The organism is Streptomyces rimosus subsp. rimosus (assembly GCF_000720725.1).
Taxonomy (GTDB): domain Bacteria; phylum Actinomycetota; class Actinomycetes; order Streptomycetales; family Streptomycetaceae; genus Streptomyces; species Streptomyces rimosus_A.
Genome location: NZ_JOCQ01000031.1, coordinates 17,856 through 43,752, shown reverse-complemented (window position 1 = coordinate 43,752; position 25,897 = coordinate 17,856). Strand labels below are relative to the sequence as shown.

Annotated in this window: 22 protein-coding genes; 11 read left to right on the top strand and 11 right to left on the bottom strand. The window is 73.6% G+C overall.

Features of this window, described 5'->3' with window-relative positions:
* Positions 1-5: 5 nt before the first annotated feature.
* From IH45_RS1000000145855 to IH45_RS1000000148755, 4 genes are all read right to left on the bottom strand, one after another.
* The gene (locus tag IH45_RS1000000145855) at positions 6-2,306 is read right to left on the bottom strand and encodes a sensor histidine kinase (RefSeq protein ID WP_158813135.1); all 2,301 of its coding nucleotides are present in this window, start codon (positions 2,304-2,306) and stop codon (positions 6-8) included.
* 134 nt (positions 2,307-2,440) lie between these two features.
* The gene (locus IH45_RS1000000147895; RefSeq protein ID WP_158813133.1) at positions 2,441-3,115 is read right to left on the bottom strand and encodes a hypothetical protein; all 675 of its coding nucleotides are present in this window, start codon (positions 3,113-3,115) and stop codon (positions 2,441-2,443) included.
* Between the two features lie 8 nt (positions 3,116-3,123).
* A complete protein-coding gene (locus IH45_RS0117915) occupies positions 3,124-5,418 on the bottom strand; it encodes a TOMM precursor leader peptide-binding protein (RefSeq protein WP_030668735.1) in 2,295 nt (764 codons plus the stop codon).
* Positions 5,418-5,573 (bottom strand): hypothetical protein, encoded by a 156-nt coding sequence (locus IH45_RS1000000148755; RefSeq protein WP_158813131.1) that lies wholly within the window; start codon positions 5,571-5,573, stop codon positions 5,418-5,420. Before IH45_RS1000000148755 ends, IH45_RS0117915 begins: the two co-directional genes overlap by 1 nt.
* A 305-nt stretch (positions 5,574-5,878) precedes the next feature.
* Here IH45_RS1000000148755 and IH45_RS0117905 point away from each other — a divergent pair, with 305 nt between their 5' ends.
* From IH45_RS0117905 to IH45_RS0117875, 7 genes are all read left to right on the top strand, one after another.
* Positions 5,879-6,697 carry an AfsR/SARP family transcriptional regulator gene (locus tag IH45_RS0117905; RefSeq protein WP_030668732.1) on the top strand — a complete coding sequence of 273 codons (819 nt, stop codon included), beginning with the start codon at positions 5,879-5,881 and terminating at the stop codon, positions 6,695-6,697.
* Between the two features lie 183 nt (positions 6,698-6,880).
* A complete protein-coding gene (locus IH45_RS0117900; protein WP_030668728.1) occupies positions 6,881-7,654 on the top strand; it encodes a cyclase family protein in 774 nt (257 codons plus the stop codon).
* Positions 7,651-8,469, top strand: a complete 819-nt coding sequence (locus IH45_RS0117895) for a thioesterase II family protein (protein WP_050514943.1) — start codon at positions 7,651-7,653, stop codon at positions 8,467-8,469. Before IH45_RS0117900 ends, IH45_RS0117895 begins: the two co-directional genes overlap by 4 nt.
* Before the next feature lie 55 nt (positions 8,470-8,524).
* Positions 8,525-9,805 (top strand): beta-ketoacyl-[acyl-carrier-protein] synthase family protein, encoded by a 1,281-nt coding sequence (locus IH45_RS0117890; protein ID WP_030668722.1) that lies wholly within the window; start codon positions 8,525-8,527, stop codon positions 9,803-9,805.
* Positions 9,805-11,049, top strand: a complete 1,245-nt coding sequence (locus IH45_RS0117885; RefSeq protein WP_050514942.1) for a ketosynthase chain-length factor — start codon at positions 9,805-9,807, stop codon at positions 11,047-11,049. The genes IH45_RS0117890 and IH45_RS0117885 overlap by 1 nt, the downstream gene beginning before the upstream one ends.
* Positions 11,050-11,109: 60 nt before the next feature.
* Positions 11,110-11,373 carry an acyl carrier protein gene (locus tag IH45_RS0117880; protein WP_030668717.1) on the top strand — a complete coding sequence of 88 codons (264 nt, stop codon included), beginning with the start codon at positions 11,110-11,112 and terminating at the stop codon, positions 11,371-11,373.
* A gap of 84 nt (positions 11,374-11,457) precedes the next feature.
* Positions 11,458-12,621 carry a nucleotide disphospho-sugar-binding domain-containing protein gene (locus tag IH45_RS0117875; protein WP_030668715.1) on the top strand — a complete coding sequence of 388 codons (1,164 nt, stop codon included), beginning with the start codon at positions 11,458-11,460 and terminating at the stop codon, positions 12,619-12,621.
* Positions 12,622-12,741: 120 nt separating this feature from the next.
* On the opposite strand, the gene IH45_RS0117870 is transcribed toward IH45_RS0117875, so the two are convergent.
* A complete protein-coding gene (locus IH45_RS0117870) occupies positions 12,742-13,191 on the bottom strand; it encodes a nuclear transport factor 2 family protein (protein WP_030668712.1) in 450 nt (149 codons plus the stop codon).
* 166 nt (positions 13,192-13,357) lie between these two features.
* Between IH45_RS0117870 and IH45_RS0117865 the strand changes: the two genes are divergently transcribed.
* Genes IH45_RS0117865 through IH45_RS0117850 form a run of 4 tightly spaced genes read left to right on the top strand, consistent with a single transcriptional unit; the run spans position 13,358 to position 18,561 of the window.
* Entirely contained in the window at positions 13,358-14,143 is a 786-nt protein-coding gene (locus IH45_RS0117865) for an SDR family NAD(P)-dependent oxidoreductase (RefSeq protein WP_030668709.1), read from the top strand.
* Between the two features lie 32 nt (positions 14,144-14,175).
* Positions 14,176-15,135 (top strand): aromatase/cyclase, encoded by a 960-nt coding sequence (locus IH45_RS0117860; RefSeq protein WP_030668706.1) that lies wholly within the window; start codon positions 14,176-14,178, stop codon positions 15,133-15,135.
* Complete coding sequence (locus tag IH45_RS01000000143735; protein ID WP_063763012.1) at positions 15,128-17,302, top strand: AMP-binding protein; 2,175 nt, start codon at positions 15,128-15,130, stop codon at positions 17,300-17,302. The genes IH45_RS0117860 and IH45_RS01000000143735 overlap by 8 nt, the downstream gene beginning before the upstream one ends.
* Positions 17,299-18,561 (top strand): FAD-dependent monooxygenase, encoded by a 1,263-nt coding sequence (locus IH45_RS0117850; RefSeq protein WP_050514941.1) that lies wholly within the window; start codon positions 17,299-17,301, stop codon positions 18,559-18,561. The genes IH45_RS01000000143735 and IH45_RS0117850 overlap by 4 nt, the downstream gene beginning before the upstream one ends.
* Before the next feature lie 66 nt (positions 18,562-18,627).
* Here the strand turns inward: IH45_RS0117850 and IH45_RS0117845 are convergent, their stop codons facing one another.
* The 6 genes from IH45_RS0117845 to IH45_RS0117815 form a co-directional block, all read right to left on the bottom strand.
* Positions 18,628-19,788, bottom strand: a complete 1,161-nt coding sequence (locus IH45_RS0117845; RefSeq protein WP_030668698.1) for a nucleotide disphospho-sugar-binding domain-containing protein — start codon at positions 19,786-19,788, stop codon at positions 18,628-18,630.
* 135 nt (positions 19,789-19,923) lie between these two features.
* The gene (locus IH45_RS0117840; RefSeq protein ID WP_050514940.1) at positions 19,924-21,519 is read right to left on the bottom strand and encodes an MFS transporter; all 1,596 of its coding nucleotides are present in this window, start codon (positions 21,517-21,519) and stop codon (positions 19,924-19,926) included.
* The gene (locus IH45_RS0117835; protein ID WP_030668694.1) at positions 21,516-22,601 is read right to left on the bottom strand and encodes a nucleotide disphospho-sugar-binding domain-containing protein; all 1,086 of its coding nucleotides are present in this window, start codon (positions 22,599-22,601) and stop codon (positions 21,516-21,518) included. The genes IH45_RS0117840 and IH45_RS0117835 overlap by 4 nt, the downstream gene beginning before the upstream one ends.
* A 288-nt stretch (positions 22,602-22,889) precedes the next feature.
* Positions 22,890-23,165, bottom strand: a complete 276-nt coding sequence (locus IH45_RS0117825) for a phosphopantetheine-binding protein (RefSeq protein WP_030668693.1) — start codon at positions 23,163-23,165, stop codon at positions 22,890-22,892.
* A gap of 40 nt (positions 23,166-23,205) precedes the next feature.
* Positions 23,206-24,747, bottom strand: a complete 1,542-nt coding sequence (locus IH45_RS0117820; RefSeq protein ID WP_050514939.1) for a class I adenylate-forming enzyme family protein — start codon at positions 24,745-24,747, stop codon at positions 23,206-23,208.
* Positions 24,741-25,769: a ketoacyl-ACP synthase III family protein gene (locus IH45_RS0117815; protein WP_030668689.1), complete on the bottom strand. Its 1,029-nt coding sequence runs from the start codon at positions 25,767-25,769 to the stop codon at positions 24,741-24,743. The genes IH45_RS0117820 and IH45_RS0117815 overlap by 7 nt, the downstream gene beginning before the upstream one ends.
* Between the last annotated feature and the right edge of the window lie 128 nt (positions 25,770-25,897).

Sequence of the window (25,897 nt, the reverse complement as noted above, 5' to 3'; positions counted from 1 at the left end):
GTGGCTCACGCGTCGGCGGTCGCGGGAGTGCGGTCGAGCGGTACTTCCGCGGTGAGGTGGAACCACTGGTCCTGGTGGGTGGCGGTGAGGGTGCCGCCCAGCCCGGTCACACGGGTGGTGAGATTGCCGATCCCGCTGCCGCTGTCGTCGGCGGCAGCGGCGGTGACCGGGGGCTGGGTGGCTCCGTCGTTGGTCAGGCGGAGCCGGATGCTGTGCGGGGTATGGGTCGTGGTGATGATGCACCGCTCGGCTCTGCTGTGGCGGAGCATGTTGGTGAGGCCTTCCCGCAGCACGGTCGCAAGGACGGTGTCGGCCTCCGGAGACAGCGGCGCGGTGGCATCGATGTCGATGGTGGTGTCCACACCGGTGGTGGCGAGCATCGTACGGGCGGAGTCGGCCTCGTCGGCCAGCGACATCTGCCGATAGCCCCGCGCCACCGTACGGACATCCGCCAGCGCCTGACGACTGGTGTGCAGCACCTCGACCAGCTCCTGCTGCGCACGCCCCGTGTCCCGCGGAATCAGCCGATTGGCCAGCTCACACTTCAACGTGATCGTCGACAGGCTGTACCCCAACAGATCATGCAGATCCCGCGCGAACCGCAAACGCTCACCCGTAACCGCCAACCGCGTCAGCTCCGCCCGCGACCGGTGCACCTCCGCCACCAGATCCGTCAACCGCGACAGCCCGAAGACCACCAGGCCCGTCATGGCCGTCATGAAGCCGGTGTAGAAGACGATCGTGAACTGCGTGATGCCCAGGTGGACCAGCAGGATCTCGTTGCCGACCGTCACGGCGGCGAAGACGGTCCATGCGGCGGCGCGCGGCAGCACCAGCAGCGCGGTGCCGGCGACGAGCCCCGGCACGCCCATCCAGTTCTGCCCGTACCAGGCGTACGGCACGAAGGCGAGCACGGCCTGAAGCGCCAGTGTCCAGTGCCGGTGGCGCAGCGGCAGCCGGGGCAGCATGCGGGGGAAGGTCTGCCGCGCCTGGAGCGCGATGCCGCAGGCGAGGAGGACCGTGGCGACCGGCAGCTGCGCGGGCGTGAGAGGGGCCACCGCCATGTAGACGACGCCCTGGAGGAGGTACATGACGAGGGCGGCCACGGTCAGGGCGTTGGCCGTGCGGGGTGCCAGGGTGGGGCGGGGCCCGGGCGGCGCGTATCCGTCGGTGTCGCTCTCACCGCGTCGGCCCGGTGCCGGGTCCAGCGGTACTTCCGCGGTGAGGTGGAACCACTGGCCTTGGTGGGTGGCGGTGAGCGTGCCGCCCAGCCCGGTGACGCGGGTGGTGAGGTTGCCGATCCCGCTGCCGCTGTCGTTCCCGGCGGCCGTGGCCGACGGCTCGGTGGCCCCGTCATTGGTCAGACGCAACCGAACCGAGTGCGGGGTGTGGGTGGTGGTGATGACACACCGCTCCGCCTTGCTGTGGCGGAGCATATTGGTCAGCCCCTCACGCAAAACCGTCGCAAGGACGGTGTCCGCCTCCGCGGACAACGGCGCGCTGCCATCGATATCGATCGTGGTCTGCACGCCGGTGGTGGCCAGCATGGTGCGGGCCGAGTCCGCCTCGTCGGCCAGCGACATCTGCCGATAACCCCGCGCCACCGTCCGCACATCCGCCAGCGCCTGACGACTGGTGTGCAGCACCTCGACCAGCTCCTGCTGCGCACGCCCGGTGTCCCGCGGAATCAGCCGATTGGCCAGCTCACACTTCAACGTGATCGTCGACAGGCTGTACCCCAGCAGATCATGCAGATCCCGCGCGAACCGCAAACGCTCACCCGTAACCGCCAGCCGCGTCAGCTCCGCCCGCGACCGGTGCACCTCCGCCACCAGATCCGTCAACCGCGACAGCCCGAAGACCACCAGCGTGTTGAGGACGAACTCCACGCACCCGTACACCGCGTCCCAGCCCTCGCCGAGCAGGAACGTGACGCCCAGCGTCACCCCGGCCACCGCGGCACACAGGGGGATTCCCGCGACCGCGGGCAGCACGAGCAGCACCGAGGCGCCCAGCAGCGGCGGCATGCCCATCAGCGCGTCGCCGAAGAGCGGGATGGGGGCGAAGGCCAGCAGGGCCTGGAGGGCCAGCGTCCAGTGGCGCGAGCGTTGCGGCAGCCGCAGGAGCCGCGGGAACGAGTGGCACAGCTGGAGGGCGAGGTTCCCGGCGAGGAAGGCCGCGGCGAGCACCAGCCGCCACGCGGGCGGCTGCCCGCTGATGACGAAGGCGGCGTCGATGACACAGAACCCGACGACCACCGCGAGGGTGGACGCCATGGCCAGCCGCGTGGGCAGGTCGTCCCGCATGGCTCTCAGCGAATCCGACGCCCGGATGCCGAACCGTATGGCCTTCAATGCTCCCCCCAGCGTTTACAGAAGGCGATCTGTTCCCGCCGGAAATCTACCCGAGAGCATGGGATACGGAAGACCGGACGGTTCGCTCAGATTTGGTGGTCTTCGCTGCTCACCGCGGTGGGCGCCGCGTCCACCAGGCCCGCGGCGGCGAGGTACGCCATGGCCGCGGCGACGACCGGGGCCGGAAGCGGAACCGGCTGCGGGGCGGCGGACCCGGGCCCCTCGGCGCCGCCGGCCCCCAGCAGGTCCAGCACCCGCAGCGCCTCCGGCCCGTGCAGCTCGGCCCGGTAGTGCGCCCGCGGCGACTCCAGCACCAGTCCGCCCCCCGCCCGCCGCACCACCGCCGACCGCGCCAGGCGGCCGGCCCGTACGGCGGGCATCGGGCGCGGGGCCAGCCGGGCGTCCCGGTCCAGCGGGACCAGCGACAGCAGCGGGCGCGCGCCGACGGCGAGCGTGCGCACCGTGATCTCCTGGAGCCGTTCCAGCTCGGCCAGCAGGCGCCGGGACTCCCCGTCCAGCGACTCGGGGGGAGTGTCGTAGGCGGGGAAGTCCGCGACCACGTTGCGCAGCGACACCGCGCCCAGCAGCATGCGGCGCACCGCGTCGCGCAGCAGGCCGCTGGGCCGGTCGACGCGGTGCAGGCCGTCGGGTGTCGTGAGCACCAAGGGGCTGCCGGGATCCGTGCCGAAGTCCACGTGGGTGTCCTCGCGCAGCGAGTAGTACTCGTACAGATCGAAGGCAGCGAGTCCGTTGATGCTCATGCGGGCCGTCACAAGAAGAGTGGGATGGGATTGAGTTCGTCGTAGGGGGTCGGCCGGTCGGTCCTGCCGAGTGCGACGGGTACGTCGAACAGGCGGCCCGGCGCGAACCGGGGCCAGTGCGGACGCAGCCCCGGCACGATGACCTTGACCACCGGCAGCCCCACGTCGGGCCGGGTCTGGTCGAGCACGAGCAGTTCCAGCCCGCGCCCGCGGACCAGCTCCTCGACGGCGGCGAGGTCGTCGTACAGGTCCGCCCGCGGTGTGTAGGGGTGGTCCTGCGGCCGGGTCGCGGCCCGGCCGGGGTCCGGCACGACGTAGGGCTGGTTGTCGACCGTCGCGGTACGCATCCAGCGCAGCGCCCCCGGGTCGGAGATGCCGTAGCCGGAGCCGTCGGCGGCGGCCGACACCACGTTCGGCAGCAGCTGGTTGAGCTCGGTGAGCGCCCGCCGCAGTGCCGTCCGCGGATCGAAGTGCGCGCCGAAGCCGAAGACGATGTCCTGCTCGGGCTTGTCGGTGCGGCGCGATGCGGCGGCGAAGACGGGGATGCCGAAGTCCGTGGTCAGGTCGAGCGCCCACACCTCGCGGTGCAGCGAGGCGTGCACCTCCCGCAGTTCGCCGGTCCACGCGTCGCCGAAGGCGGTGAGGTCCACCCCGGGCAGGCGGGAGCGGTTGTACCACCACAGCGCGACCGCGTCCCGTTCGACGAGTTCCAGGAAGCCCTGGAGCACGGCGTCCTCCAGGCTGCCTCCGGCAGCCGCGCCGTTGGAGGTTCCCATGCAGTACGCGCGGCCGCGCGGCTGCGGGACGTTGTAGTAGAGGAACGCGGTCGGCAGCAGCTTGTGCCGCTGCTCGGTGAGCGACCACACCGGCGTCCAGTCGATCTCGGCGTCGTCGTCGAAGGGGTCACAGACCTGCTGGGCCGGCCCGTGCTCGGCGTTCCAGCCCTCCCGCTGCTCGAACTGCCGCCGGTCGTAGAGCTGTACGGCGTCGGGGTGGACCGCGTCGGCGGCCAGCGAGCGGTAGGTTCCGCGCACCGTCGGCTCGTCGCCCTGGAAGTACCCCGAGTGCCGCTCCAGTGCCTCCGCCAGCGCCCCGGTACGGGCTTGGAGCGCCGTGGTGCCCTTTCCGCCGCTGGTGCTGCGCAGGCAGGCACGGACGGCGCCGATGCCGCGCGGATCGGAGACCGGATTGAGGCCGGCGTGGAAGGAGTTGAGGAACGCCGGGCCGCGCGAGTCCTGTCGTATTTCCTTGACCAGCCCGGTCACGGGGTCGAGCAAGTGGCCGTACGTGTCGAGGAGTTGCTGCGGAGTGAGGGCGCGGTGGCCGCCGCCCGCGGTGTCCCGCTTGAGGCGCGAGGTGAGCCGTAGCGGCGCGTTGACACGTGCGGCGACCAGGCCGGAGTCACCGCAGTGGTCGCACTGCGGGCGCCGGTGCACCGGGTGGCGGCCGCCCTCCAAGGTGAGGGTGTCGAGCGTCCACAGGGTGTGCTGGTCCGGGTGCCGCCGGCCGGCGAGCCACTTGGCCGCCTCGGACGCGGCGAGGTGCATGCCCGCCTGCCGGGTGGCGGGCAGGGCGCACTGCGGGCGCGGCACGGGCCCGGTGCGGCGCAGCGAGTGCTGTACGTGCGCCTCGACCTGGCGACCGCGCCACAGCCGGTCGGCGAGACACGCCCAGCAGGCCTGCCCGGAGCGGCCGAAGAACGGGCCGATCCACAGCCGGGTGCCGTCCGTCATCACCGGCAGCCAGGGCCGTCCGGCGGCGCGGTGTTCGGCGTCGACGGTGCGCAGCGCCGGGTTGAGGTAGTCGTCGCACAGGACGACGGTGAGATCGGCGGTGTCCGCCCGGCCCGCCGGCACCGTACGCAGTCCGGTGCCCCGCAGGGCCCGCCGGAGCGCGGCGAGGTCCGTGCCGCCGACGGCCGCGGCGTGCACGGTGGCGGCGGCGCGCGCCACGGTGGCGGCGGCACCGTCGAGCCCGGCGGCCTCCCAGTACGCCGCTTCGGCGGCCGTCCCGCCGGCCGCGGCCCCGTCCGGGCGGGTGGAGACCAGCCCGGCGTCGGAGAGCCGGGCGATGAGCCGGGCCGTCTGTTCGGCGGGCAGCGCCGCGGCGGCGTCCTCGACCACCTGGTCCAAGGACCGGGTGCCGTCCAGCAGCGGGGCGAGGCAGGCGATCTGCTCGCCGTGCAGCGCGGTGGCCCGCTGGTCGGAGAGCACGTACACGGCTTCGCCGGGCACCTGCTCCACACACAGATGCGGTCTGAATCCCAGCAGCCCGGTGCTGCCGTCCCCCGTGGTGGCGACCATCAGAGCGCGATGCCGCTGTCGGCGCCCGGCGCGACGGTGAGCAGGCCGACTTCGCAGAAGCAGACACTGGCGTCGCTGACGGCCAGGTCGTGGTTCAGCTCTTCGATGACCAGGTCATCGAGTCCCGGCGCGGTCCCGGCGTGCATCGCGTTCATCGTCGTCTCCCGTTGTGTACCCGTCGAAGTGTCCGCCCGCCGCTGGTCGGACGGCGGCGTCCGGTGCCGCCGTGGTGAGCGGTGCCGGGCAGGACAGAGTCTGCTGACCGGCGCGGGAGCGGGCCAGTGTCGGCCTCACGAGGCGCGGGTGAAAATCTCATGCCCGGGACCGGTGGAAACACATGCCCGGTTCGGGAGTCCGGCACTGTCGGCCGGCGGGGCCCGGATGGCACTTTCGAGAGGCTCTGGAATCCGGACCGAATCGATCGGAGTATCCGGCGGGCCATGCTGTCTCGGAGGAACCAATGGACATCAAGCTCTTGGGGTCGCTCAGCGCGGAGACCGGCGGTGTCTCCATCGTCCCCACCGCGAGCAAGCCCAGGCAGATCCTGGCGCTGCTCGCCGTCTGCGCCAATCAGGTGCTGCCGGTCCCCACGCTGATGGAGGAGATCTGGGGCGCGGACATGCCGCGCAGCGCGCCCACCACACTGCAGACCTACATCCTCCAGCTGCGCCGGCGCATCGCCGCGGCCCTCGGCCCCGACTCCCCGGTCGGCAGCAAGGACGTGCTGGTCACCCGGTACGGGGGATATCTGCTGGGCATCGACCCCGAGGCGGTCGACGTACACGTCTACGACCGGCTCGTCGCCGAGAGCCGCACCGCCGCCGACGCCGGTGACGCGGCGGCCGTCGCGCGGCTGTGCCGGCGGGCGCTGGCGCTGTGGCGCGGTCCCGCCCTGGTGGACGTGCAGACGGGTCCGACGCTTGAGGTCGAGCTGGTGCGCCTGGAGGAAAGCCGCCTGGGCGTGCTGGAGCGGCGCATCGACGCCGAGCTGCAACTCGGCATGCACAGCCACCTCCTCGCCGAACTGCGCGCCCTGACGGTGCGCCACCCCCTGCACGAGGGCCTGCACGCACAGTTCATGATCGCCCTCTACCGCTCCGGCCGGCAGTGGCAGGCGCTGGAGACCTACCAGGCGCTGCGGGGGCGCCTGGTCGACGAGCTCGGCGTGGACCCCTCGCCCCGGCTCCAGCGGCTCCACCGGACCGTGCTGGGCGGCGACCCGGCGCTCGACCACACCGGCGGACACCGCGGCCCGGCCCTCGGACTCTTCGCGGGCTGACCGGCCCGCCCGCCGCCCCGCCTCTCCCGGTCACTGCCCCGTTCGTACACCGCGGTGTCGAGCGGGGCAGTGCCGTGACTCGATCACGCCTCCAGCACCGGACCGCACAGTGGCCCGCATGTACGGACGTTCCGCCGCTGTGACCGCACAGCGCGATCCGAGCCATGCCGTTGGGGGTTCACTGTGCCCGTCATAGACCTGTCGTCCCCGGTCGACGCGTCCGGCTGGGAGCCGGACCCGGTCGTCCACGAGATCATGACGCCCGCGGAGGGCGCCCGCCACATGGCCGAGGAGATGAAAGTCCACTTCGGCCTCGACTTCGACCCGGCCGACCTGCCCGGCGGAGAGCTGCTCTCGCTCGACACCCTCACCCTCACCAGCCACACGGGCACGCATGTCGACGCCCCCTCGCACTACGGCTCCAGGGGCGAGTACGGCGTGCCCCGCACCATCGACCGGATGCCGCTGGACTGGTTCCTGCGCCCGGCGGTCGTGCTGGACGTGCGGGACGCGGGGGCCGGCGTCATCGGGCGCGAGCGGATCGAGAAGGCGCTGGCGGACATCGGCTACACGCCGCGGCCGCTGGACATCGTGATCCTGCACACCGGGGCCTCCCGGCACGCCGGCACCCCGCGGTACTTCACCGACTTCGCCGGACTCGACGGGCCCGCCACCGACCACCTGCTGGACCTCGGGGTGCGGGTGATCGGCACGGACGCGTGGAGCCTGGACGCGCCCTTCACCGACATGATCCGCCGCTACCAGGAGACCGGTGACCGCTCGGTGCTGTGGCCCGCGCACTTCGCCGGCCGCCGCCGCGAGTACTGCCAGATCGAACGACTGGCCAATCTCGACGCCCTGCCCGGCCCGTACGGCTTCCGGGTGGCCTGCTTCCCCGTGAAGATCACCGGCGCCGGCGCCGGGTGGACGCGGGCCGTGGCCCTGGTGGACGAATGAGACGCCCGGCGGAGCCCCCCTGGCTGATCTGCTTCCACCACGCCGGAGCCGGCGTCTCGTGCTTCGCGCCGTGGCAGGGCGTCATCGGCGACGCCGCCGAGGTCGTACCCGTACTGCTGCCGGGCCGCGAGCGGCGCGTCCGCGAGGCGCGCATCACCGACCCGGACGAACTCCTCGTCGAACTGGAGGACATGCTCGGCGGCCTGCTGACGGACCGCCCGTACATCCTCTACGGCCACAGCCTCGGCGGCCTCGTCGCCTACACCTTGGCGCGGGCCCGCGAGCGGGCCGGGCTGCCGGCGCCCGCGCTGGTCGCGGTCGGCGCCGTACAGCCGCCGCACCTGCGCTCGCCGGTGCTCCGCGGTGCGCATCTGCCCGACGCGGAGCTGCTGCGGCTGCTCGTCTCGTACGGGACGCTGCCGCCCGAGGCCGCCGAGGGGGGCCGGCTGTGGGAGCGGCGCGTCCTCCCGGCGCTGCGCGACGACCTGCGGCTCGCCGAGGCGCTGTGCGCCACCGACCGTACGCCGCTCAAGGCGCCGCTGCTGGCGCTGGCTGCCCGCCAGGACCCCATCTCCCCGCTGGTCGGCATGGCCGAGTGGGCCGACTACGCGCCGTCCGGCTTCACGCTGCGCACGATGCCCGGCACGCACTTCTTCGTACGGCTGCGGGACACCCCGCTGCTGCTGCGCGAAGCGGCGCTGCGGCTCCGGGACGAGCACCGGGCGGAGTTCCGGGCCGAGTTGAGTGCGCGTCGAGAGACGGAAGCGACAGTCGTGGAGACCGATCAACGCAGTGAAGAGGTGATGCGGCCGTGAACACAGAACTCGACCGGACCCGGGCCGGGGCGCCCCGGCCCGTCGGGAGGCGGCGATGAGCCGGCGCGTGGTCATCACCGGCATCGGCGTGGTGGCGCCCGGCGGTGTCGGCACCAAGGAATTCTGGACGCTGCTCACCGACGGGCGGACCGCCACCCGGAGCATCTCGCTCTTCGACGCCGCCCCGTACCGCTCCCGGATCGCCGCCGAGGCCGACTTCGACCCGGTCGCGGCGGGGCTGACCCCGCAGCAGGTCCGGCGGATGGACCGGGCCGCGCAGTTCGCCCTGGCCGGTGCCCGCGAGGCGATCGCCGACAGCGGGATCGCGTTCGACCGGGGGGACCCGTTCCGCACCGGGGTCACCATCGGCAGCGCGGTCGGCGCCACCACCGGCCTCGACAACGAGTACGCGGTGGTGAGCAACGGCGGCGCCGACTGGCTGGTCGACCACCGCTACGCGGTGCCGCACCTGTTCGACTACTTCGTGCCCGCCTCGTTCGCCCGGGAGGTCGCCTGGGAGGCCGGTGCGCAGGGGCCCACGGCGGTGGTCTCCACCGGCTGCACCTCCGGGCTCGACGCGGTGGGCCATGCGGTGGAGCTGATCCGCGAGGGCAGCGCCGACACCATGATCGCGGGCGCCACGGAGGCGCCGATCTCCCCGATCTCGGTCGCCTGCTTCGACGCGATCAAGGCGACCTCGCCGCGCAACGACGACCCGGAGCACGCGTCCCGCCCCTTCGACCGGACCCGCAACGGCTTCGTCCTCGGCGAGGGCTCGGCGGTCTTCGTCCTGGAGGAGCTGGAACGGGCCCGCGCGCGTGGCGCCCACATCTACGCGGAGATCTCCGGGTTCGCCTCGCGCAGCAACGCGTACCACATGACCGGACTGCGCCCGGACGGCAAGGAGATGGCGGAGGCGATCCGGGTCGCCCTCGACGAGGCGCGGCTCGACCCCACCGCGGTCGACTACGTCAACGCGCACGGCTCCGGCACCAAGCAGAACGACCGCCACGAGACCGCGGCCTTCAAGCGCAGTCTCGGCGAGCACGCCTACGCCACGCCCGTCAGCTCCATCAAGTCGATGATCGGCCACTCGCTGGGCGCCATCGGCTCCCTGGAGATCGCGGCCTGCGCGCTGGCCATCGAGCACAACGTGCTGCCGCCCACCGCCAACCTGCACGAGCCCGACCCGGAGTGCGACCTGGACTACATCCCGCTCACCGCCCGGGAGGCCCGCACCGACACGGTCCTGACCGTCGGCAGCGGGTTCGGCGGGTTCCAGAGCGCGATGGTGCTGACCCGCGCCGAGAAGCGGGCGACCGGGAAGGAAGCGTGATGACCGAACTGCTGGAGCGCCCCGTCGGGACCGCTCGCCGTACCTGCGTCTTCACCGGCATCGGGGTCACGGCCCCGAACGGTCTGGGCACCGCGGCCTGGTGGGCGGCGACCCTGGCCGGGCGGAGCGGTATCGCCCCGGTCACCCGGTTCGACGCCACCGGGTACCCGTCCCGGCTGGCCGGCGAGGTGCCCGGCTTCGACCCGGCCGAACACATCCCCTCCCGGCTGCTGCCGCAGACCGACCACATGACCCGGCTCGCGCTCGCCGCCGCCCAGGAGGCCATCGCCGACGCCGGCGTCACCCCGGGCGACCTGCCGGAGTTCTCCGCGGGCGTGGTCACCGCCAGCTCGGCGGGCGGCTTCGCGTTCGGGCAGCGCGAGCTGGAGGCGCTGTGGAGCAAGGGCGGGCAGCACGTCAGCGCGTACCAGTCCTTCGCCTGGTTCTACGCGGTCAACAGCGGCCAGATCTCCATCCGCCACGGGATGCGCGGGCCGAGCGGCGTGCTCGTCAGCGAGCAGGCCGGCGGTCTCGACGCGCTCGCCCAGGCGCGGCGCCAGCTGCGCAAGGGCAGCGCCCTGATCGTCTCCGGCGGTGTGGACGGCGCGATCTGCCCGTGGGGCTGGACCGCGATGCTGTCCGGCGGGCGCCTCAGCCCGGTGAACGAACCCGACCGCGCCTACCTGCCCTTCGACGCGGACGCCCGTGGCCACGTACCCGGCGAGGGCGGCGCCCTGCTGATCCTGGAGGACGCGGCCGCCGCCGAGGAGCGCGGCGCCCGGGTGTACGGGCGGCTGGCGGGGTACGCGGCGACGTTCGACCCGGCGCCCGGCACCGGCCGGGAGCCGGCCCTCCGCAAGGCGATCGAGCTCGCCCTGGCCGACGCCGGTGTGACCCCGGAGGCGGTGGACGTCGTGTTCGCCGACGCCGCCGGGGTGCCTGAGCTCGACCGCGCGGAGGCCGACGCGATCACCGCCGTCTTCGGCGCCGAGGCGGTCCCCGTCACGGCCCCGAAGACGATGACCGGACGGCTCTCCGCGGGCGGCGCCTCGCTCGACGTGGCCGCCGCGCTCCTCTCCGTACGGGACGGGATCATCCCGCCGACCGTCAACGTGCGCGGTCGCGGGGAGGGCATCCGGCTCGACCTGGTGACCGGCGCGCGGTCCGCGCCGGTGCGCACCGCGCTCGTGGTCGCCCGCGGTCAGGGCGGATTCAACTCCGCCGCGGTCGTCACCCACGCCTGACCCGGCCCCCGGGCCGGCCCACCACCACGCGTCACCGATGACGAACGAAAGGTACCGACCATGACACTGCCCGAACTGACCGCCCTGCTCCGCGAGTGCGCCGGCGAGTCCGAGGGGGTCGACCTCGACGGCGACGTCCTCGACGTGCCCCTCGACGAGCTCGGCTACGACTCCCTCGCCGTGCTCCAGACCACCGGGCACATCGAGTGCGAGTACGGCATCCGCCTCTCCGACGACGTCGTCGCCGAGGCCCACACGCCGCGCCTTCTGCTGGAGTTCATCAACGAGAGCCTGGCCCAGGCGCAGGCCGGCCTCGCCGCCTGATCACCGCCGGTGCCCCGGAACAGCGCCCGCTGTGCCGGGGCACCGGCCTCTACCCGACAACCACCGAGAGGGAGGGGAACGGGCGTGCGTGTGCTGCTCGTGGTGACCCCCGTCAACAGTCATCTGCTGCCCATCGTCCCGCTGGCCTGGTCGCTCGCCGCGGCCGGGCACGACGTGTTGCTGTGCGGCGAGCCGACGGCCGTCGAGACGGCCCGCGCGGCCGGGCTGCACACGGTCGCCGTACGCGCCGAACCCGCCCCGCCCCGGCCCCCGGCGCGCGAGCGGCCCCCGGCGCCCGCGACCGGCCCTGGCTGGCAGCCCGACTGGGACAAGCTCGCCGCCAACTGGCGCCGCCGGGTCGGCCGGGTCCTCGACGGCTACCTGGAGCTGGGCCGCGAGTGGCGGCCCGACGTGGTGGTCTGCGACCCGCTGGAGTTCTGCGGCCCGATCGTCGCGGGCGCGCTCGGCGTGCCCGTGATCGTCCACCGCTGGGGTCCCGACCTGCTCACCACCCAGGCCCGGGAGCCCGCCGCGCGAGCGCTCAAGGACCTGGCGGAGAGCGCCGGTTCGCACGGCGGCCTGCCCGAGCCCGCGCTGCTGCTCGACCCTTGCCCGCCGAGCCTGCTGGCCCCGGGGACCGCGCCGGGACGGCCGGTGCGGTTCGTGCCGTACAACGGCGCCGGGCAGTACCCCGCCCGGCGCGCCGGGGACGGCGACGGGCGGACGGTCTGCGTCTCCTACAGCGCGCGCACCGTGGAGGAGTGCGGCGTCAGCGGCATCTCCGCGCTCGCCGAGGCGTTCGACGGGCTCGACGGCGTAACCGCGCTGATCACCCTCGGTGAACCGCATGCCGGGCAGCTCGGTCCGGTGCCCGCCAACGTGCGGGTGGTGCCGCCCGCCCCGCTTTCGCTGCTCCTCGACGGCTGTGACGCGCTGATCCACCACGGCGGCGCCGGCACCGGGCTGACCGCGCTCGGCCGCGGCCTGCCCCAACTGGTGCTGCCCCAGGCGCTGCCCGCCCTGGAGGTGTACGGGGAACGGCTCGCCGCCGCCGGCGCCGGACTGCGCGTCGGCCCGGGACAGCAGAACGACCCGGCCGCCCTGCGCGCCGCCGTCGGTGACCTGCTGAACGATCCTGCCTACGCGCGGAGCGCACGGGCCTGCGCGCGGGAGATGCGGGACATGCCGCTGCCCGCCCACATCGTCCCGGAAATCGAGGAGTTGGCGGCCGGGCCTCTCTTTGCGTGAGGGGGAGCTCGCCGCGACGCGCTCGTACGGCGGCCCCCACTCGTAGGACACACACACGCGTGCGGGCCGCCCAGCAGGTGCCGGGCGGCCCGCACGCGTGTGCCGTCGTGGCGAGCGACGTCAGACCAGGTCGTCGCGGGAGATGAGGCGGTGTTCGACCAGCCACCGGCCGCCCACCCGGACCAGCACGTCCTCGCAGGTCGTGCTGGCCTTGATGTACGGCTTGCCGCCGTGCTTCGTCTCGATGACCAAGGCGTACGAACGGGCCTTGACGCGGTCCCCGTTCACCCCGTCGATCGCCACCATCCCCATCCAGTGGCGGCGCTGCACGCCCATCCTCGCGTACTCGTCCGTCACCTGCCCGGCGACGGCGGCGATCGCCGTGCGGCCCGTGGTGGGCTCCGGCTTGGCGTTGGCGGCGAAGACCCCGCCCTCGGTGAACGTCTCGGCCCACTCCCCGACCCGCCCGGAGTCGAGCAGCTGCATCTGCTGCGCGTAGAACTGCTGCACCTGCTGGTACAGCTCGGCGGAGCCGACGGCCGGCGCGTTCTCCGTCTCCGTCACGGTCATGGCGGTCCCTTCTGCCTGCGGCTGTGCTGTCCCGGCCGAGCCTCGCCGCCCGTCCTCGCGGTGCGCTGGAAGACCGGCGGAGCGCGCGCTGTCCACCGCTGCTCGATCTCCTCACAAGCGCTCGTCGGCAGGTTGGCCGCAACGACAGTCGAGAGGAGTGCACGACATGGCGCACGAGCAGCAGCGCGTTGCCCTGATCACCGGGGCCACCAGCGGGATCGGGCTGGAGGCGGCCAGGGCCCTGGCCGAGGCGGGGCTGGCGGTGTTCATCTGCGCGCGCGGTCAGGAGGCGGTCGAGCTCACCGTCAAGGAGCTGCGCGCCGCCGGCCACCGGGCGTCCGGCACCGCCGCCGACGTCCGCAGCCCGGAGTCGGTCAAGGCCCTGGTGGCGGCGGCCGTCGAGACATACGGCCGGCTCGACGTCCTGGTCAACAACGCGGGCCGCAGCGGCGGCGGCGTCACCGCGCAGATCGGGGACGAGCTGTGGGACGACGTCATCAACACCAACCTGAACAGTGTCTTCCGGGTGACCCGGGAATTCCTCACCCAGGGCGGCGCGCAGGAGCGCGGCTGGGGGCGGATCATCAACGTCGCCTCCACGGCGGGCAAGCAGGGCGTCGTCCTCGGTGCCCCCTACTCGGCCTCGAAGCACGGCGTCGTCGGCTTCACCAAGGCGCTCGGCAACGAGCTGGCCCCGACCGGCGTCACCGTCAACGCCGTGTGCCCGGGCTACGTGGAGACCCCGATGGCCCAGCGGGTCCGCCAGGGGTACGCGGCGGCGTACGACACCAGCGAGGACGCGATCCTCGCCAAGTTCGAGGCCAAGATCCCGCTCGGCCGCTACTCGACCCCGCAGGAGGTCGCCGGCCTGATCGGCTACCTCGCCACCGACACGGCCGCCTCCATCACCGCGCAGGCCCTCAACGTCTGCGGCGGCCTGGGCAACTTCTGACCCCCGTACGGAACCTGGGAGGCGACACCGCCATGACAGCACCGGTACAGCAGCTGACGCAGTACGAGACGACCCACGCGACCGAGATCGCGGCGCCCGCGGCGGCGGTCTACGCGATCATCGCCGACGCCCGCCGCTGGCCGCAGCGGTTCAAGCCCAACGTCCACGTCGAGCACCTGGAGGAGGAGCCGGGCCGGGAGCGGATCCGCATCTGGGCGACCGCGGGCGGCAGGGTAAAAACCTGGTCCTCGGTGCGCACCCTGGACCCGGAAGGACTGCGGGTCACCTTCCGGCAGGTCGTCTCCGCCCCGCCGGTCGCCTCGATGGGCGGCGAGTGGATCGTCACCGCCCTCGGCGAGGACCGCAGCAGGCTGGAGCTCAAGCACGACTTCAGCGCGATCGACGACGCCCCGGAGAACGTGGCGTGGATCCGGCAGGCCCTGGACGTCAACAGTGCGCAGGAACTCGCCGGGATCCGGGAGATCGCCGAACTCGGTGACGCGCTGGCCGCGCTGGAGTTCTCCTTCGAGGACACCGTGCACATCGAGGGCGACGGCGCCGACGTCTACGCGTTCCTCGACCGGGCCGACCTGTGGCCCGAGCGCCTCCCGCACGTCGCCGCCCTCGACCTCACGGAGGACGATCCCGGCGTGCAGGTGATGCGGATGGACACCAGCACCAAGGACGGCTCCACCCACACCACCGAGTCGGTGCGGGTCTGCTTCGCCGCGGACCGGATCGTCTACAAGCAGACCACCGTGCCGCTGCTGATGACGGCGCACACCGGCGCCTGGACCATCGTGCCGTCCGGCACCGGCGTCGACGTGACCTCCCGGCACGACGTCACCCTGCGCACCGACACCATCGAGCGCGTGCTGGGCGAGGGGAAGACGGTCGCCGACGCCCGCGCGTATGTGCACCGCGCCCTGAGCACCAACAGCACCGCCACGATGAACCTGGCCCGCCAGTACGCGGAGAGCCGCCGTGGCTGACGTCCTCGACCCGCCGCCGTCCGCCGCGGACGGCGTTCCCCGGCCGGCCGCGCCCCGCGTCGACGGGCTGCTCGCCGCCGCCGCGGAACGCCACGGCGACCGCACCGCGATCGTCGCCGAGGGGCGCGCGATCGGCTTCGCCGAGCTGGAGCGGCGGGTCTCCTCGGTCGCGGCCGGGCTGCGCGAACTGCTCCCCGAGCCCGGCGGCACGGTCGCCGTGGCATCGGTCCTGCACCCGGACTTCGCCGTCGCCTACTACGCGGCGATGCGCGCCGGGCAGGTCGCGGCCGTCGTCAACCCGCTGCTGCGCGAGGAGGGGCTGCTGCACGTGCTGTCGGTCAGCGGGGCACGGGTCGCCCTCGTCGACACGGTGGTCGCCGAGCGGCTGACCACCCTGCGCGACCGGCTGCCCGAGCTGCGGCACGTCGTACTCATCGGCGACACCCGCGGCGCCTGCGGCCCCACCCTGGAGACGCTGGCCGACGGCGCGCCGGAGCCGGGCGGGCCCGCGCCGGACGGCGTGGCGGCGCTCCAGTTCACCAGCGGCACGACGGGCCTGCCCAAAGCGGTCCCGCTCACCCACCGCAACCTGACGGTGAACGCCGCCCAGACCGCCGCCGCCCACCAGCTCGACGCCGCCTCGGTCACCCTCAACCACCTGCCGACCTACCACCCGATGCACCTCAACTCCGCGGTCCAGGCCGGGGCCACCCAGGTGCTGTTCGCCGGGCCCGACCCGGCCGACGCGGTGGCGGCGGCCAACCGGTACGGCGCCACGCACTACTACAGCCTGCCGGTCCGGCTCGCCCGGCTCGCCTCCGATCCGTCGCTGGAGAGCCTGGCGCTGCGCACCGTGGCCCGGATCGCCTCCGGCGGCTCGGCTCTGCCGGTATGGGCCGCGACCCGCCTCACCGAACGGTTCGGGGTGCCCGTCTTCCAGGGGTACGGGCTCGCCGAGACCTCGCCGCTGACCCACAGCGACGACCCCGGCCACCCGGTGCACGGATCCGTGGGGCGGCCGGTGCCGGGCACCGAATGCCGGATCGTCGACGTCGACACCCGCGCCGTGCTCGGCACCGGCGAGGCCGGCGAGGTCCAGCTGCGCGGGCCCCAGGTCATGTCCGGCTACCTCGACGGCACCGGCCTGGAGGACGGCGGCTGGTTCTCCACCGGCGACGTCGGGCGGATCGACCAGGACGGCAGGCTGTTCCTGGTCGACCGCCTCAAGGACGTCTTCAAGTGCGACAACTTCCTCGTCGCCCCCTCCGACGTGGAGCGCGCGCTGCTCGCCCACCCGGCCGTCAAGGAAGCGGTCGTCGTGGACCTGCCCGACGCGTACTCCTCGGCCGTCGCCGGGGCGCTGCTCGTCCTCGACGCCGGTACGGCGAGCGCGGCCGGCGTCCTCGCCGACGTCAACCCCGGGCTCCCGTACTACCAGCGGGTCCGGCACGCCGCGGCCGTCGGCGCCATTCCGCGCAACGGCAACGGCAAGATCCAGCGCCGGGAGCTGCGCGACCTGCTGATCCGGACCGTCCACCCCGAACCCACCACGCAGACCCCACGGAAGGCAGCGGACATGCCCGAGTTCACCGTCGTCAACACCTTCACGCTCAAGGACCCGGCCGGGGCCGACGCCTTCGAGGAGCAGTTCCTGGAGCACGTCGGGTGGATGCGCGCCCGCGACGGCTTCCTCGCCCACCAGGCGGTGCGGGACACCGAGCGGGCCGGCACCTACGTCAACCTGGGCTGGTGGGCGACGCCCGAGGACTTCAAGCAGGTCCTCGGCAGCGAGACCTTCCAGGCACACGCCGAGGAGTTCCACCGGATCGTGGACGTCGAGGCCGATCCGTCCATGGGCGTCTTCCGCGTGACCGGCACCGCGTCCAGCACCTCGGCCGTGACGGTCATGTTCATCGAGGCGAACGGTGACGCGGGCGAGTTCGAGGCCGCCTTCCGCGCCTTCGCCGACGCCGCGGCGGACACCGGCGCACTGGGGTGGCTGGACCTGGCCCGCTCGCTGCCCCGCCCCGGCCACTACACCGCCGCCGCGAGCTGGACCGACCGGGCCGCCGCCGAGCGGGCCGAGGCGCTGCCGCAGTACGCGGCGCTCGCCGAGCTCGCCACGATCCGCAGGGTGACCGCGAAGCCGGTCGCCGGGACCCGATGAGCGCCGACCGGCCGCGGACCGCCGCCGACCGGGAACGCGCCGGGCTGCACACCGACGTCTGCGTCGTCGGCGGCGGCCCGGCCGGTCTCGTCCTCGCGCTGCTGCTGCTCAAGTCGGGTGTACGGGTCGCGCTCGTGGAGCGGTCACGGGCGCACCGGCGCGAGTTCCGCGGCGAGATCCTCCAGCCCGGTGCGATGCGGCTGCTCGACGAGCTGGGCGTGCTCGCCGGGGCGCGTGCCCGAGGCTGCCACGAGCACTCCCGGTTCCGGCTGGTCGAGCGGGACCGGGTGCTCCTGGACATCGACTACCGCGCGCTGCCGGCGCCCTACGACCACCTGCTGTCCATCCCGCAGGCCCACGTCCTGGACGAACTCCTCGCCCACTGCGCGAAGTTCGAAGGCTTCGACCACCTCGCGGGAGAGCGCGCCGACGGGCTGCTCAAGGACGACACGGGCGCCGTCACCGGCGTGACGACCGGCGGCCACGAGGTGCGGGCGCACTGCGTGGTCGCCGCCGACGGCCGCTTCTCCAAGCTGCGCCGCCTGGCCGGCATCGACGCGGGCCGCGAGGACTCCTTCGACCTCGACGTCCTGTGGTTCAAACTGCGGGTCCCCGAGGCGCGGGTGCGCGACACGGTCAGGGACGTACGGGTCTTCCGGCACGGCGGCAGTCCGCTGCTGGCGTACGAATCCTGGCCGGACCGGGTGCAGATCGGCTGGACCCTGCCGCACGGCGGTTACCAGGAGGTGGCGAGCCGCGGCCTCGCCCACGTCAAGGAGCAGCTGGCCGCCGCCGCCCCGCCCTACGCGGACCTGATCCGCGAGCAGATCACCTCGTTCAAGGACATCACCCTGCTCGACGTCTTCTCCGGACGGGCCGAGCGGTGGGCGGTGGGCGGCATGGTCTGCATCGGGGATGCCGCCCACACCCACAGCCCGATCGGCGCCCAGGGCATCAACCTGGCGGTCCAGGACGCCGTCCTGCTCCACCCGCTGCTGGTCGGGTCGCTCGCCGACGGCGACACGAGCGCCGCGTACCTCGGCCGGTTCGAACAGCGCCGCGGGCCGGACATCGCCGCGGTGCTGAAGACCCAGCGCATCCAGAGCAGCGCCATGCTCGGCCAGGGCGTTCTGGCCACCCGGCTGCGCCCGGCGCTCGCCGCGCTGCTCAAGCGCACTCCGCTGTACGGCAAGGTGCTGCGGCACATCGCGTACGGCAATCCGTCGATCCGCATCGCCGAGGAGCTGTTCACCGGCTGAGCCCCGGACAGCGGAGAAGGGCCGGACTCCCCCACGGGAATCCGGCCCTCGGGCGTTGTCCGCCGCTCACCGCAGGGTCGCCAGGTCCTCCGCGACCCGCGCCGGGGACGGCATCGATCCCATCGAGGCGGCCAGCTTCCCGGCGCGCAGCCGGTACTCCGGGACGTCCAGCAGCCGTGCCACGGCCGCGCCTGCCGCCGCGGGGTCGTCCTGCCCGGCCGCGTCGGCCACGACGATCCCGGCGCCCGCCGCCGCCAGCGCGTCGCCGTGCGGGAACTGGTCCATGATCTGCGGGAGGACGAGCTGCGGCAGCCCCGCCGACGTCGCCGTCATCATCGTGCCGGCCCCGCCGTGGTGGACCACCGCGTCGCAGGTGCCGAGCAGCGGCTGCAGGGGGACCGGGTCGATCAGCCGTACGCCGTCCGGGAGGTCACCGAGCGTGTCCCGGTACTTCGCGGGCACGGTGGCGAGCGTCTCGGTCCGCGGCAGGCCGGCGAGGCCGCGCAGGACGTTGCCGAGCATCGGCAGCCCGCCCAGCTCCAGGGTGCTGGTCCCCAGCGACACGACCACCCTGCGCAGGCCCGCGGGCTTCGCCTCGTACAGCCATTCCGGCAGCTTCCCGGGGCCGTTGTACGTGACGTAGCGGATCGGCGTGCCCGGGGCGGTGCCGGGCAGCCGCAGTTCGTCCGGGCTCGGGTCGAGCAGCACGGCCGGATCGGGCAGACCGTCCAGGCCGGCGCGCCGGCAGGTGGCGTGCAGTGTGGTCCGGGCGGTGTCGCGGGCGCCCGTCGAGATCGGGTCGAGCCCCCAGCGGTGGTGCACCACCGGCACGCCCAGCACCCCGCCGATGATCAGTGAGGTGTACTCCAGCATGTCGGCCACGATCAGGTCGGGCCGGTAGGCGCGGGCGAACGCGAGGTGCTCGGGGAGCAGGTATTTGGCGTGCATCATCCACACCCTGGCGCCGCCCGCGAGGCCCTCGGGCCCGGGCCGCTCGCGCACCTCCCGCAGCCGCTTCCCCGCCGGCAGCCCGCCGCCGAGCAGGTCGTCGACGTAGTACGGATCACCGATCGGGACGGTGTGCAGCCCCGCCGAGAGTGCCGCGGGCACGACATCGGGCTGTACGGCGGCCACCACCTCGTGCCCCGCCGCGCGCAGCGCCCAGGCGAGCGGCACCAGCGGGGTGAAGTGGGTCGGTACGGGGGTGTTGAGCATCAGGACGCGCATGCGGACTCCCAACGGACGCAAGGGGCGGGAACGGGTCGGGTGGCGAATCGGTGACGCCCCGCCCCAACGGGGGCGGGGCGGGGCGTCACGGGAGGGGCGGGTGCGGATGGTTCGGGGGTGTCGCACCCGCCCTGGCTATGGGACGGGGACGTAGCGGTCCGGCACCGTCGGCGCGGGCACGGGTCCCGGCGCCGGTCCGGCCGCGGGCTCCGGCGCGTCGTCCTCCTCCTGGGGATCGGGCTTCAGCGGCACATCCGGGATGGCGAGCGCCAGGGCCAGCCCGACGAGCATCACCCCGGCCGCCACCAGGAACGTGGTCGCGGTCGCCGAGGCGTAGGCCCGCGTCACCGCGGCGTGCCCGGCGGACGGGGTGCCGCCGGGCAGCAGCGCGGCGAACCGGTGGGAGAGCACTTCGCCCAGTACGGCGGCGCCGAAGCCGCTGCCGAGCGTCATGAAGAACCGCGCCCCGGAGGTGACGACGCCGAGCCGGTCCGGTTCGACCGCCGCCTGCACCGTCTGGAGCACCACCTGCACCACTCCGCCGAGGCCGAAGCCCAGCGGCACGAGCAGCAGGCTGATCTCCACCGTGCCGGTGTGCGCGTCGACGAGGCCGAACAGCGCGAGCGCGACGACGGCCACCGTGGTGTTGAGCACCAGCACCGGCTTGAACCGCTGCAGCCGGGTGATCATCTTGCCCGAGTACGTCATGGCGATGACGACGCCCAGTGCCATCGGGGCGAGCCGCAGGCTGGAGCCCTGGGTGCTCGCCCCGCGCGCGATCTGCAGGTACGTGATCACGTACACCGGCACCGCCAGCACCGCGAACCCGCCGATGAACTGCAGCGGCGCGGCGGCCCGGAAGACCCTGTGCCGGAAGAGCGACATCGGCAGGATCGGCTCGGCCGCCCGGGTCTCCCACCAGACGAAGACGACGATCAGCACGGCCGCGCCGCACGCCGTCCACACGATCTGCGGCGAGCTCCAGGCGTAGGTGCTGCCGCCCCAGCGGGCGATCAGCAGCAGGGCCGAGGCGCCCGCGGTGACCAGCGCCGCGCCCAGCAGGTCGATCCGCCGTACGCTGCTCTCGCGCGGCCGCAGCCGCAGCGCGTACACCGCCATCGCCAGCGTGAACAGCCCCAGCGGCAGGTTGACGTAGAAGATCCAGCGCCACGACAGGTACTGGCACAGGACCCCGCCGAGCAGCGGGCCCACGACGATGCCGAGGGCGACCAGGCCGCCGCCCACGCCCGTGCCGCTGGACCGCTTCCGCGGCGGCATGACGGTCGCCATGATCACGAGCGTGATGCTCATCAGCCCGCCGCCGCCGAGCCCCTGGACGGCCCGGAAGGCGATCAGCTCCCCCATGGTCCCGGCGAGCCCGCACAGCGCGCTGCCCACGAGGAAGAGCGAGATCGCGCACACGTAGACCGGTTTGGGACCGAACAGGTCACTGAGCTTGCCGTAGAGCGGCTGGCTCGCGGTGGCGGCGAGCACGTAGGCGGTCATCAGCCAGGGCATCCGGTCCAGCCCGTGCGCCGGGTCGAGCTCCTTGGTCAGCTGCCAGGCGGCGCTGGTGACGATGTTCTCGTCGAGGAAGGAGAGCAGCATGGCCGCGAGCGCGCCGAGGATGAAGAGCTTGAAGTGCTTGCGGCCCATTCTGTGCGGGGGCAGGGCCGCGGGTCCCGCGTCCGGCGCGGCGGCCGGCGCCTCCTTCGTGCTGCCGTCGGTCATGCTGCGTTCCTCCGTCGGGTTCGGTGAGTGGTGGCGAGCTGGTGCACTTCGGCCACGAGCCGGTCGGGCGCCGGCATCGCGGCGGCCTGCCGCGCGAGCCGGCCCGCGGCGGCGCCGAAGCCCGGCTCGCCGAGCAGCCGGCGCAGCCCGGACCCGATCCGCGCCGGGTCGTCCTGTGCCGCCGCCGAGTCGAGGATGATCCCGGCGCCCGCCGCGGCGACCGCGTCCCCGGTCGCGAACTCCTCCATGACCTGCGGGAGTACGAGCTGCGGCAGTCCCCGCGAGGCCGCCGCCAAGGCCGCCTGCGCGCTGCCGTCGTGGACGACCGCCGCGCATCCGGCCATGGACGGGGCGAAGCCGACGCCGTCCGGTCCGCCGACCGCGGCCTCGACCGCGGGCGGCAGCGCACGGCCGTACAGCGCCCGGGTCCGGTCGGAGAGGTCGACGTACACACCCCGCCGCCCGGCGTGCTCCCCGCCGGTTTCCAGGGGCTCGGGGCCGATCGGCAGGCCGGGCGCGGCGCCCGCGTGCTGGAGGGCCGCTGGGCACGGGTCGAGTACGAGGTCCGGGGCGGGCAGGCCGTCGACACCGAGCCGGCGGCACAGTCCGGTGAGGAAGAACGCGGCCATACCGCGCAGGCCTGCCGACAGCGCGTCGACGCCGGAGCGGTGGGAGACCGCGGGGACGCCCAGCACGGCGGCGACCACCGGTGAGGCGAACTCGTACTGCGAGCCGACCACCACATCGGGGCGCCACTCGCGGGCCAGCTCCAGGTAGCGCGGCACCATGTACCGGGCGTGGCCGGCGAACCCCTTCACTCCGGCGGCGAGTTGGGCCGAGGAGGGGCGTCCGGAGATCTGGAGCGGGCGGCTGCCGGGCGGCAGTCCGGTGAAGAGGTCGTCGTCCGCGTGGTACCAGCCGCCGACGCAGACCGCCGCCAGCCGCGCCGCGCGTGCCGTGGGCTGTACGTCCGGCTGCCCCGCGACCAGCACCTCGTGCCCGGCCGCGCGCAGCGCGCGGGCCAGCGGCACCATGGCGGCCAGGTGGGCCGGCACCGGAACGGTCGTCATCAGTACGCGCATCCGTGCTCCTCGCGGCTCGGACTCGGACGTGGATCACTGCACGACCCAGCGTGCCGCCGGGGCATGGAGTGCGCCTCGCGTCCCTCTTGAGCTGCGGCGGCCTGCCGGGAAGCGCGCGGGGGCGGGCCCCACACCGTGGAACCCGCCCCCGCGCCGTGCCGTCGTCAGCCCTTCCGGCGGGCCACCACCTTCACCAGGAAGCCGATGAGGGCGGCGGCGCCGATGCCGATGGCGATGTGGACAAAGTTCATGGTGTCTCTCCTGTGGGGTGGTAGCCGGGTGCGGGGGTCAGGCGGCGGACGGCAGGGCGGCGGGCCGCGCCCCCTGCTCCTGGAGGACCTGCCAGAGCGCGGCGGGCGTGGCGAACGTGGCGCTGGTCAGGGCGGATTCGGGGATCTCCACCCCGTACTCGTCCTCCAGCGACACCAGCAGTTCGATCGTGGCCAGGGAATCGAGTCCGGCCTTCTTCAGGTCCAGGTCCGGGGGGACCGGGGCGGTGCGGGCGCCGGCCGGCAGCACCGAGGTGAGCAGCGCCGTGAAGCGCTCGTCCCACTGTCTTGTCATGAGAGAGGTCTCCTTCGTCGGTTCGGCGGTTGTCCGGTGGCTATTCCGGCGGCTGTTCCGGCTCCTGTACGGCGGTACGGTGACGCAGCGCCTGCCGGTCGGTCTTGCCGTTGGGGGTGAGCGGGAGGGCGGCCAGGACCCGGCACTCGGCCGGCACCTTCTCCGCCTCCAGGCGGTCGGTGAGCCCGGCCACGACCTCGTCGGGCGCGAGGGCGGTGACGGCGTAGAGGGTGAGGTCGTGCCCCTCCCCCGGCGGGACCGCCGCGGCGGCCTCGACGCCCTCGATGTCCAGGGCGGCGCTCTCGATCTCCAGGACGCTCATCCGGGTGCCGCGCCGCTTGAACATGTCGTCGCGGCGGCCCTGGAAGTACAGGTGCCCGTCGGCGTCCAGATGGCCGTAGTCACCGGTGTGCAGGGTGACTTCGCCCGTCACCGGGTCCGTGCGGAAGCGCTGGGCGGTGATCTCCGGGGCGCCCCAGTAGCCCGCCATGACGTGCGGGCCGCGGACCGCGATCTCGCCGGTCTCTCCGGCGGGCAGCGCGCGCCCCTCCTCGTCAAGGATCAGCACCTGGGTGCCGGGCAGCGCCGGCCCCAGTGAGCCGGGCTTCGCCAGGTCGCCGTCGGGTTCGAGCACGGTGACCCGCTTGCATTCGGTGATGCCGAACATCGGGGCGACCCGGGCGTGCGGGAAGGTCCGGCGCAGCGCTTCGATGACGGGCGCGTTGAGCGCGGCGCCGGTGTTGGTGAACAGCCGCACCGGGGGCGGCTCACGCCGGTCGCGGGAGGCGAGGCGCAGCAGCATCTCGGCGAGCGACGGCACCACCGGGACGACCGTCGCGCCGTGGTCGTGGAGCGTGCTGAGCAGCCGCAGATGGCCCTCGGGCTCGGTGAGCGTGACCTGCGCACCGGCGAGCACGGAGAGGAAGACCTGGTAGAGCCCGTAGTCGAAGGAGAGCGGAATGGCCACCAGGACCACGTCGTCGGCGCGGTAGCGCAGGACTTCGTCGATGGCGCGGGTGGCGAACAGGATCGCTGCGTGCGGGCCTGCCACGGCCTTCGGGGCGGAGGTCGAGCCCGAGGTGTAGATGAGCAGCCCGAGGTCGTCGGGGGCGACCTCCTGGTCCGCGGCCGGGGCGCCGAGCAGCCCGGCCACCTCGCCCCACACGCGGGTGAGCCCGTGCACCGGGCGGTCCGTCAGCTCGCCGAAGAGCGGTACGTCCTCGTCCCGGGCGACCACCAGCGCCGGATCGCTGTCGGCCGTCACCGACGACAGGTGGAAGCGCTTCATCGCCGGGTTGACCGGCACGCACACCGCGCCGATACGCAGCGTGCCGAAGAGCGCTGCCACGAACTCCCGGGTGTTGCCCGCCCGCAGCAGCACACGGTCGCCGCGGCACACCCCCTCACGAGCGAGCCAGGAGCCGAACGCCCGGCTCTGCGCGTCGAGTTCGGCGTAGGTCCACGACCCGTGCCGGTCGCGTACCGCCGGGGCTCCGGGGTGGGCGGCCACCGCGGCGGCCAGCAGCCCGGGAACGGTCCCGGCGGACAGCGCCGCCGCGGGGCGCTCGACCGCGGTCACCATTGCGGCACCTCACTGATCTCCAGGACGGCCACGGTGCAGGTGTAACCCGCGCCGCCGCCGAACAGCATCACCTTGTCCCCGGGCGCGACCGCCCGGGTCTCCACCAGATGGGCCAGACCGGCCGCCCAGTCACCGGCGCCCACGTGCCCGGTCGTGCGCCCGTAGTCCCACGTCGTCTGCTGCTCGGTCACGCCGAGCATGTGGTGCAGCTGGTGGTCTCCCTTGCGGCGTCCGGTGGCCGGTGTGACGATCTTCGCGAGGTCGGCGGTGGTGAGCCCCGCGTCCGCGAGGGCCTCCTTCTTCGCCCTGATCATGGTCCGGGCGATCCGCATGGTGATCTCGCTGTCGTCACCCGCGCTGATGTACGCGTGCGAGCGGAGCGTCAGGTCGACGGGGGTGGCCGCCGCGGCGGAGGCGGTACGGAACGGCTCGTCGCCGCGGGCCAGCCCCTCCAGCGAGTTGTCGGCCGCGGTCGCGGTCGCCAGCAGCCGGGCGAAGCCCCCGCCGCGGGTGACCACGACGGCCGTTCCGCCGTCCCCGTAGACGCTCATGTCGTGCAGGGCCCAGCGGTTGACGCCGGGCCCGGACCAGCGGTCCGCGGTGGTCAGCATCACTGCGCGGCCCCCGCGCAGGCCGGAGGTGAGATGCGCGGCGGCCAGCTCCATGCCGCTCACGCCGACGTTGCAGCGCTGCTGCACATCGAGGGCGGGCACATGGCGGCCGACGGTCCGCTGCGCGATGTACGAGGCGGTGGGCCAGATGTCCAGGCCCTGGAACCACAGGCTGCCGTGGATCAGCAGGCTGAACTCCTCCGGGTCCACCCCGGAGCGCTTCAGCGCGGACCCGGCGGCGTGCACGGCCATGTCCGGCGGGGCGAGTTCGGCCGTCCGCAGCACCGACTCGTAGCCGAAGGTCTCGTACCGCTCCCGCGTGTACCGCCCGTCCCGCACCGCGTCGGCCGCGGAGACCGGCTCCGGCAGCCAGGTGCCCACCGCGGCGACGTGGATGTCGTCCCAGCGCATGAACTCTCCTCCCGTTGGACCGGTGCCGATCGTCACCGGCCGCTCTGGAGCAGAGCTGGAGCGCAGCTACAACTGCCCGCGCCGCCGGGGCGCGATCCCCGTTCCAGCGTCTGTCGAGCACGCCGGAC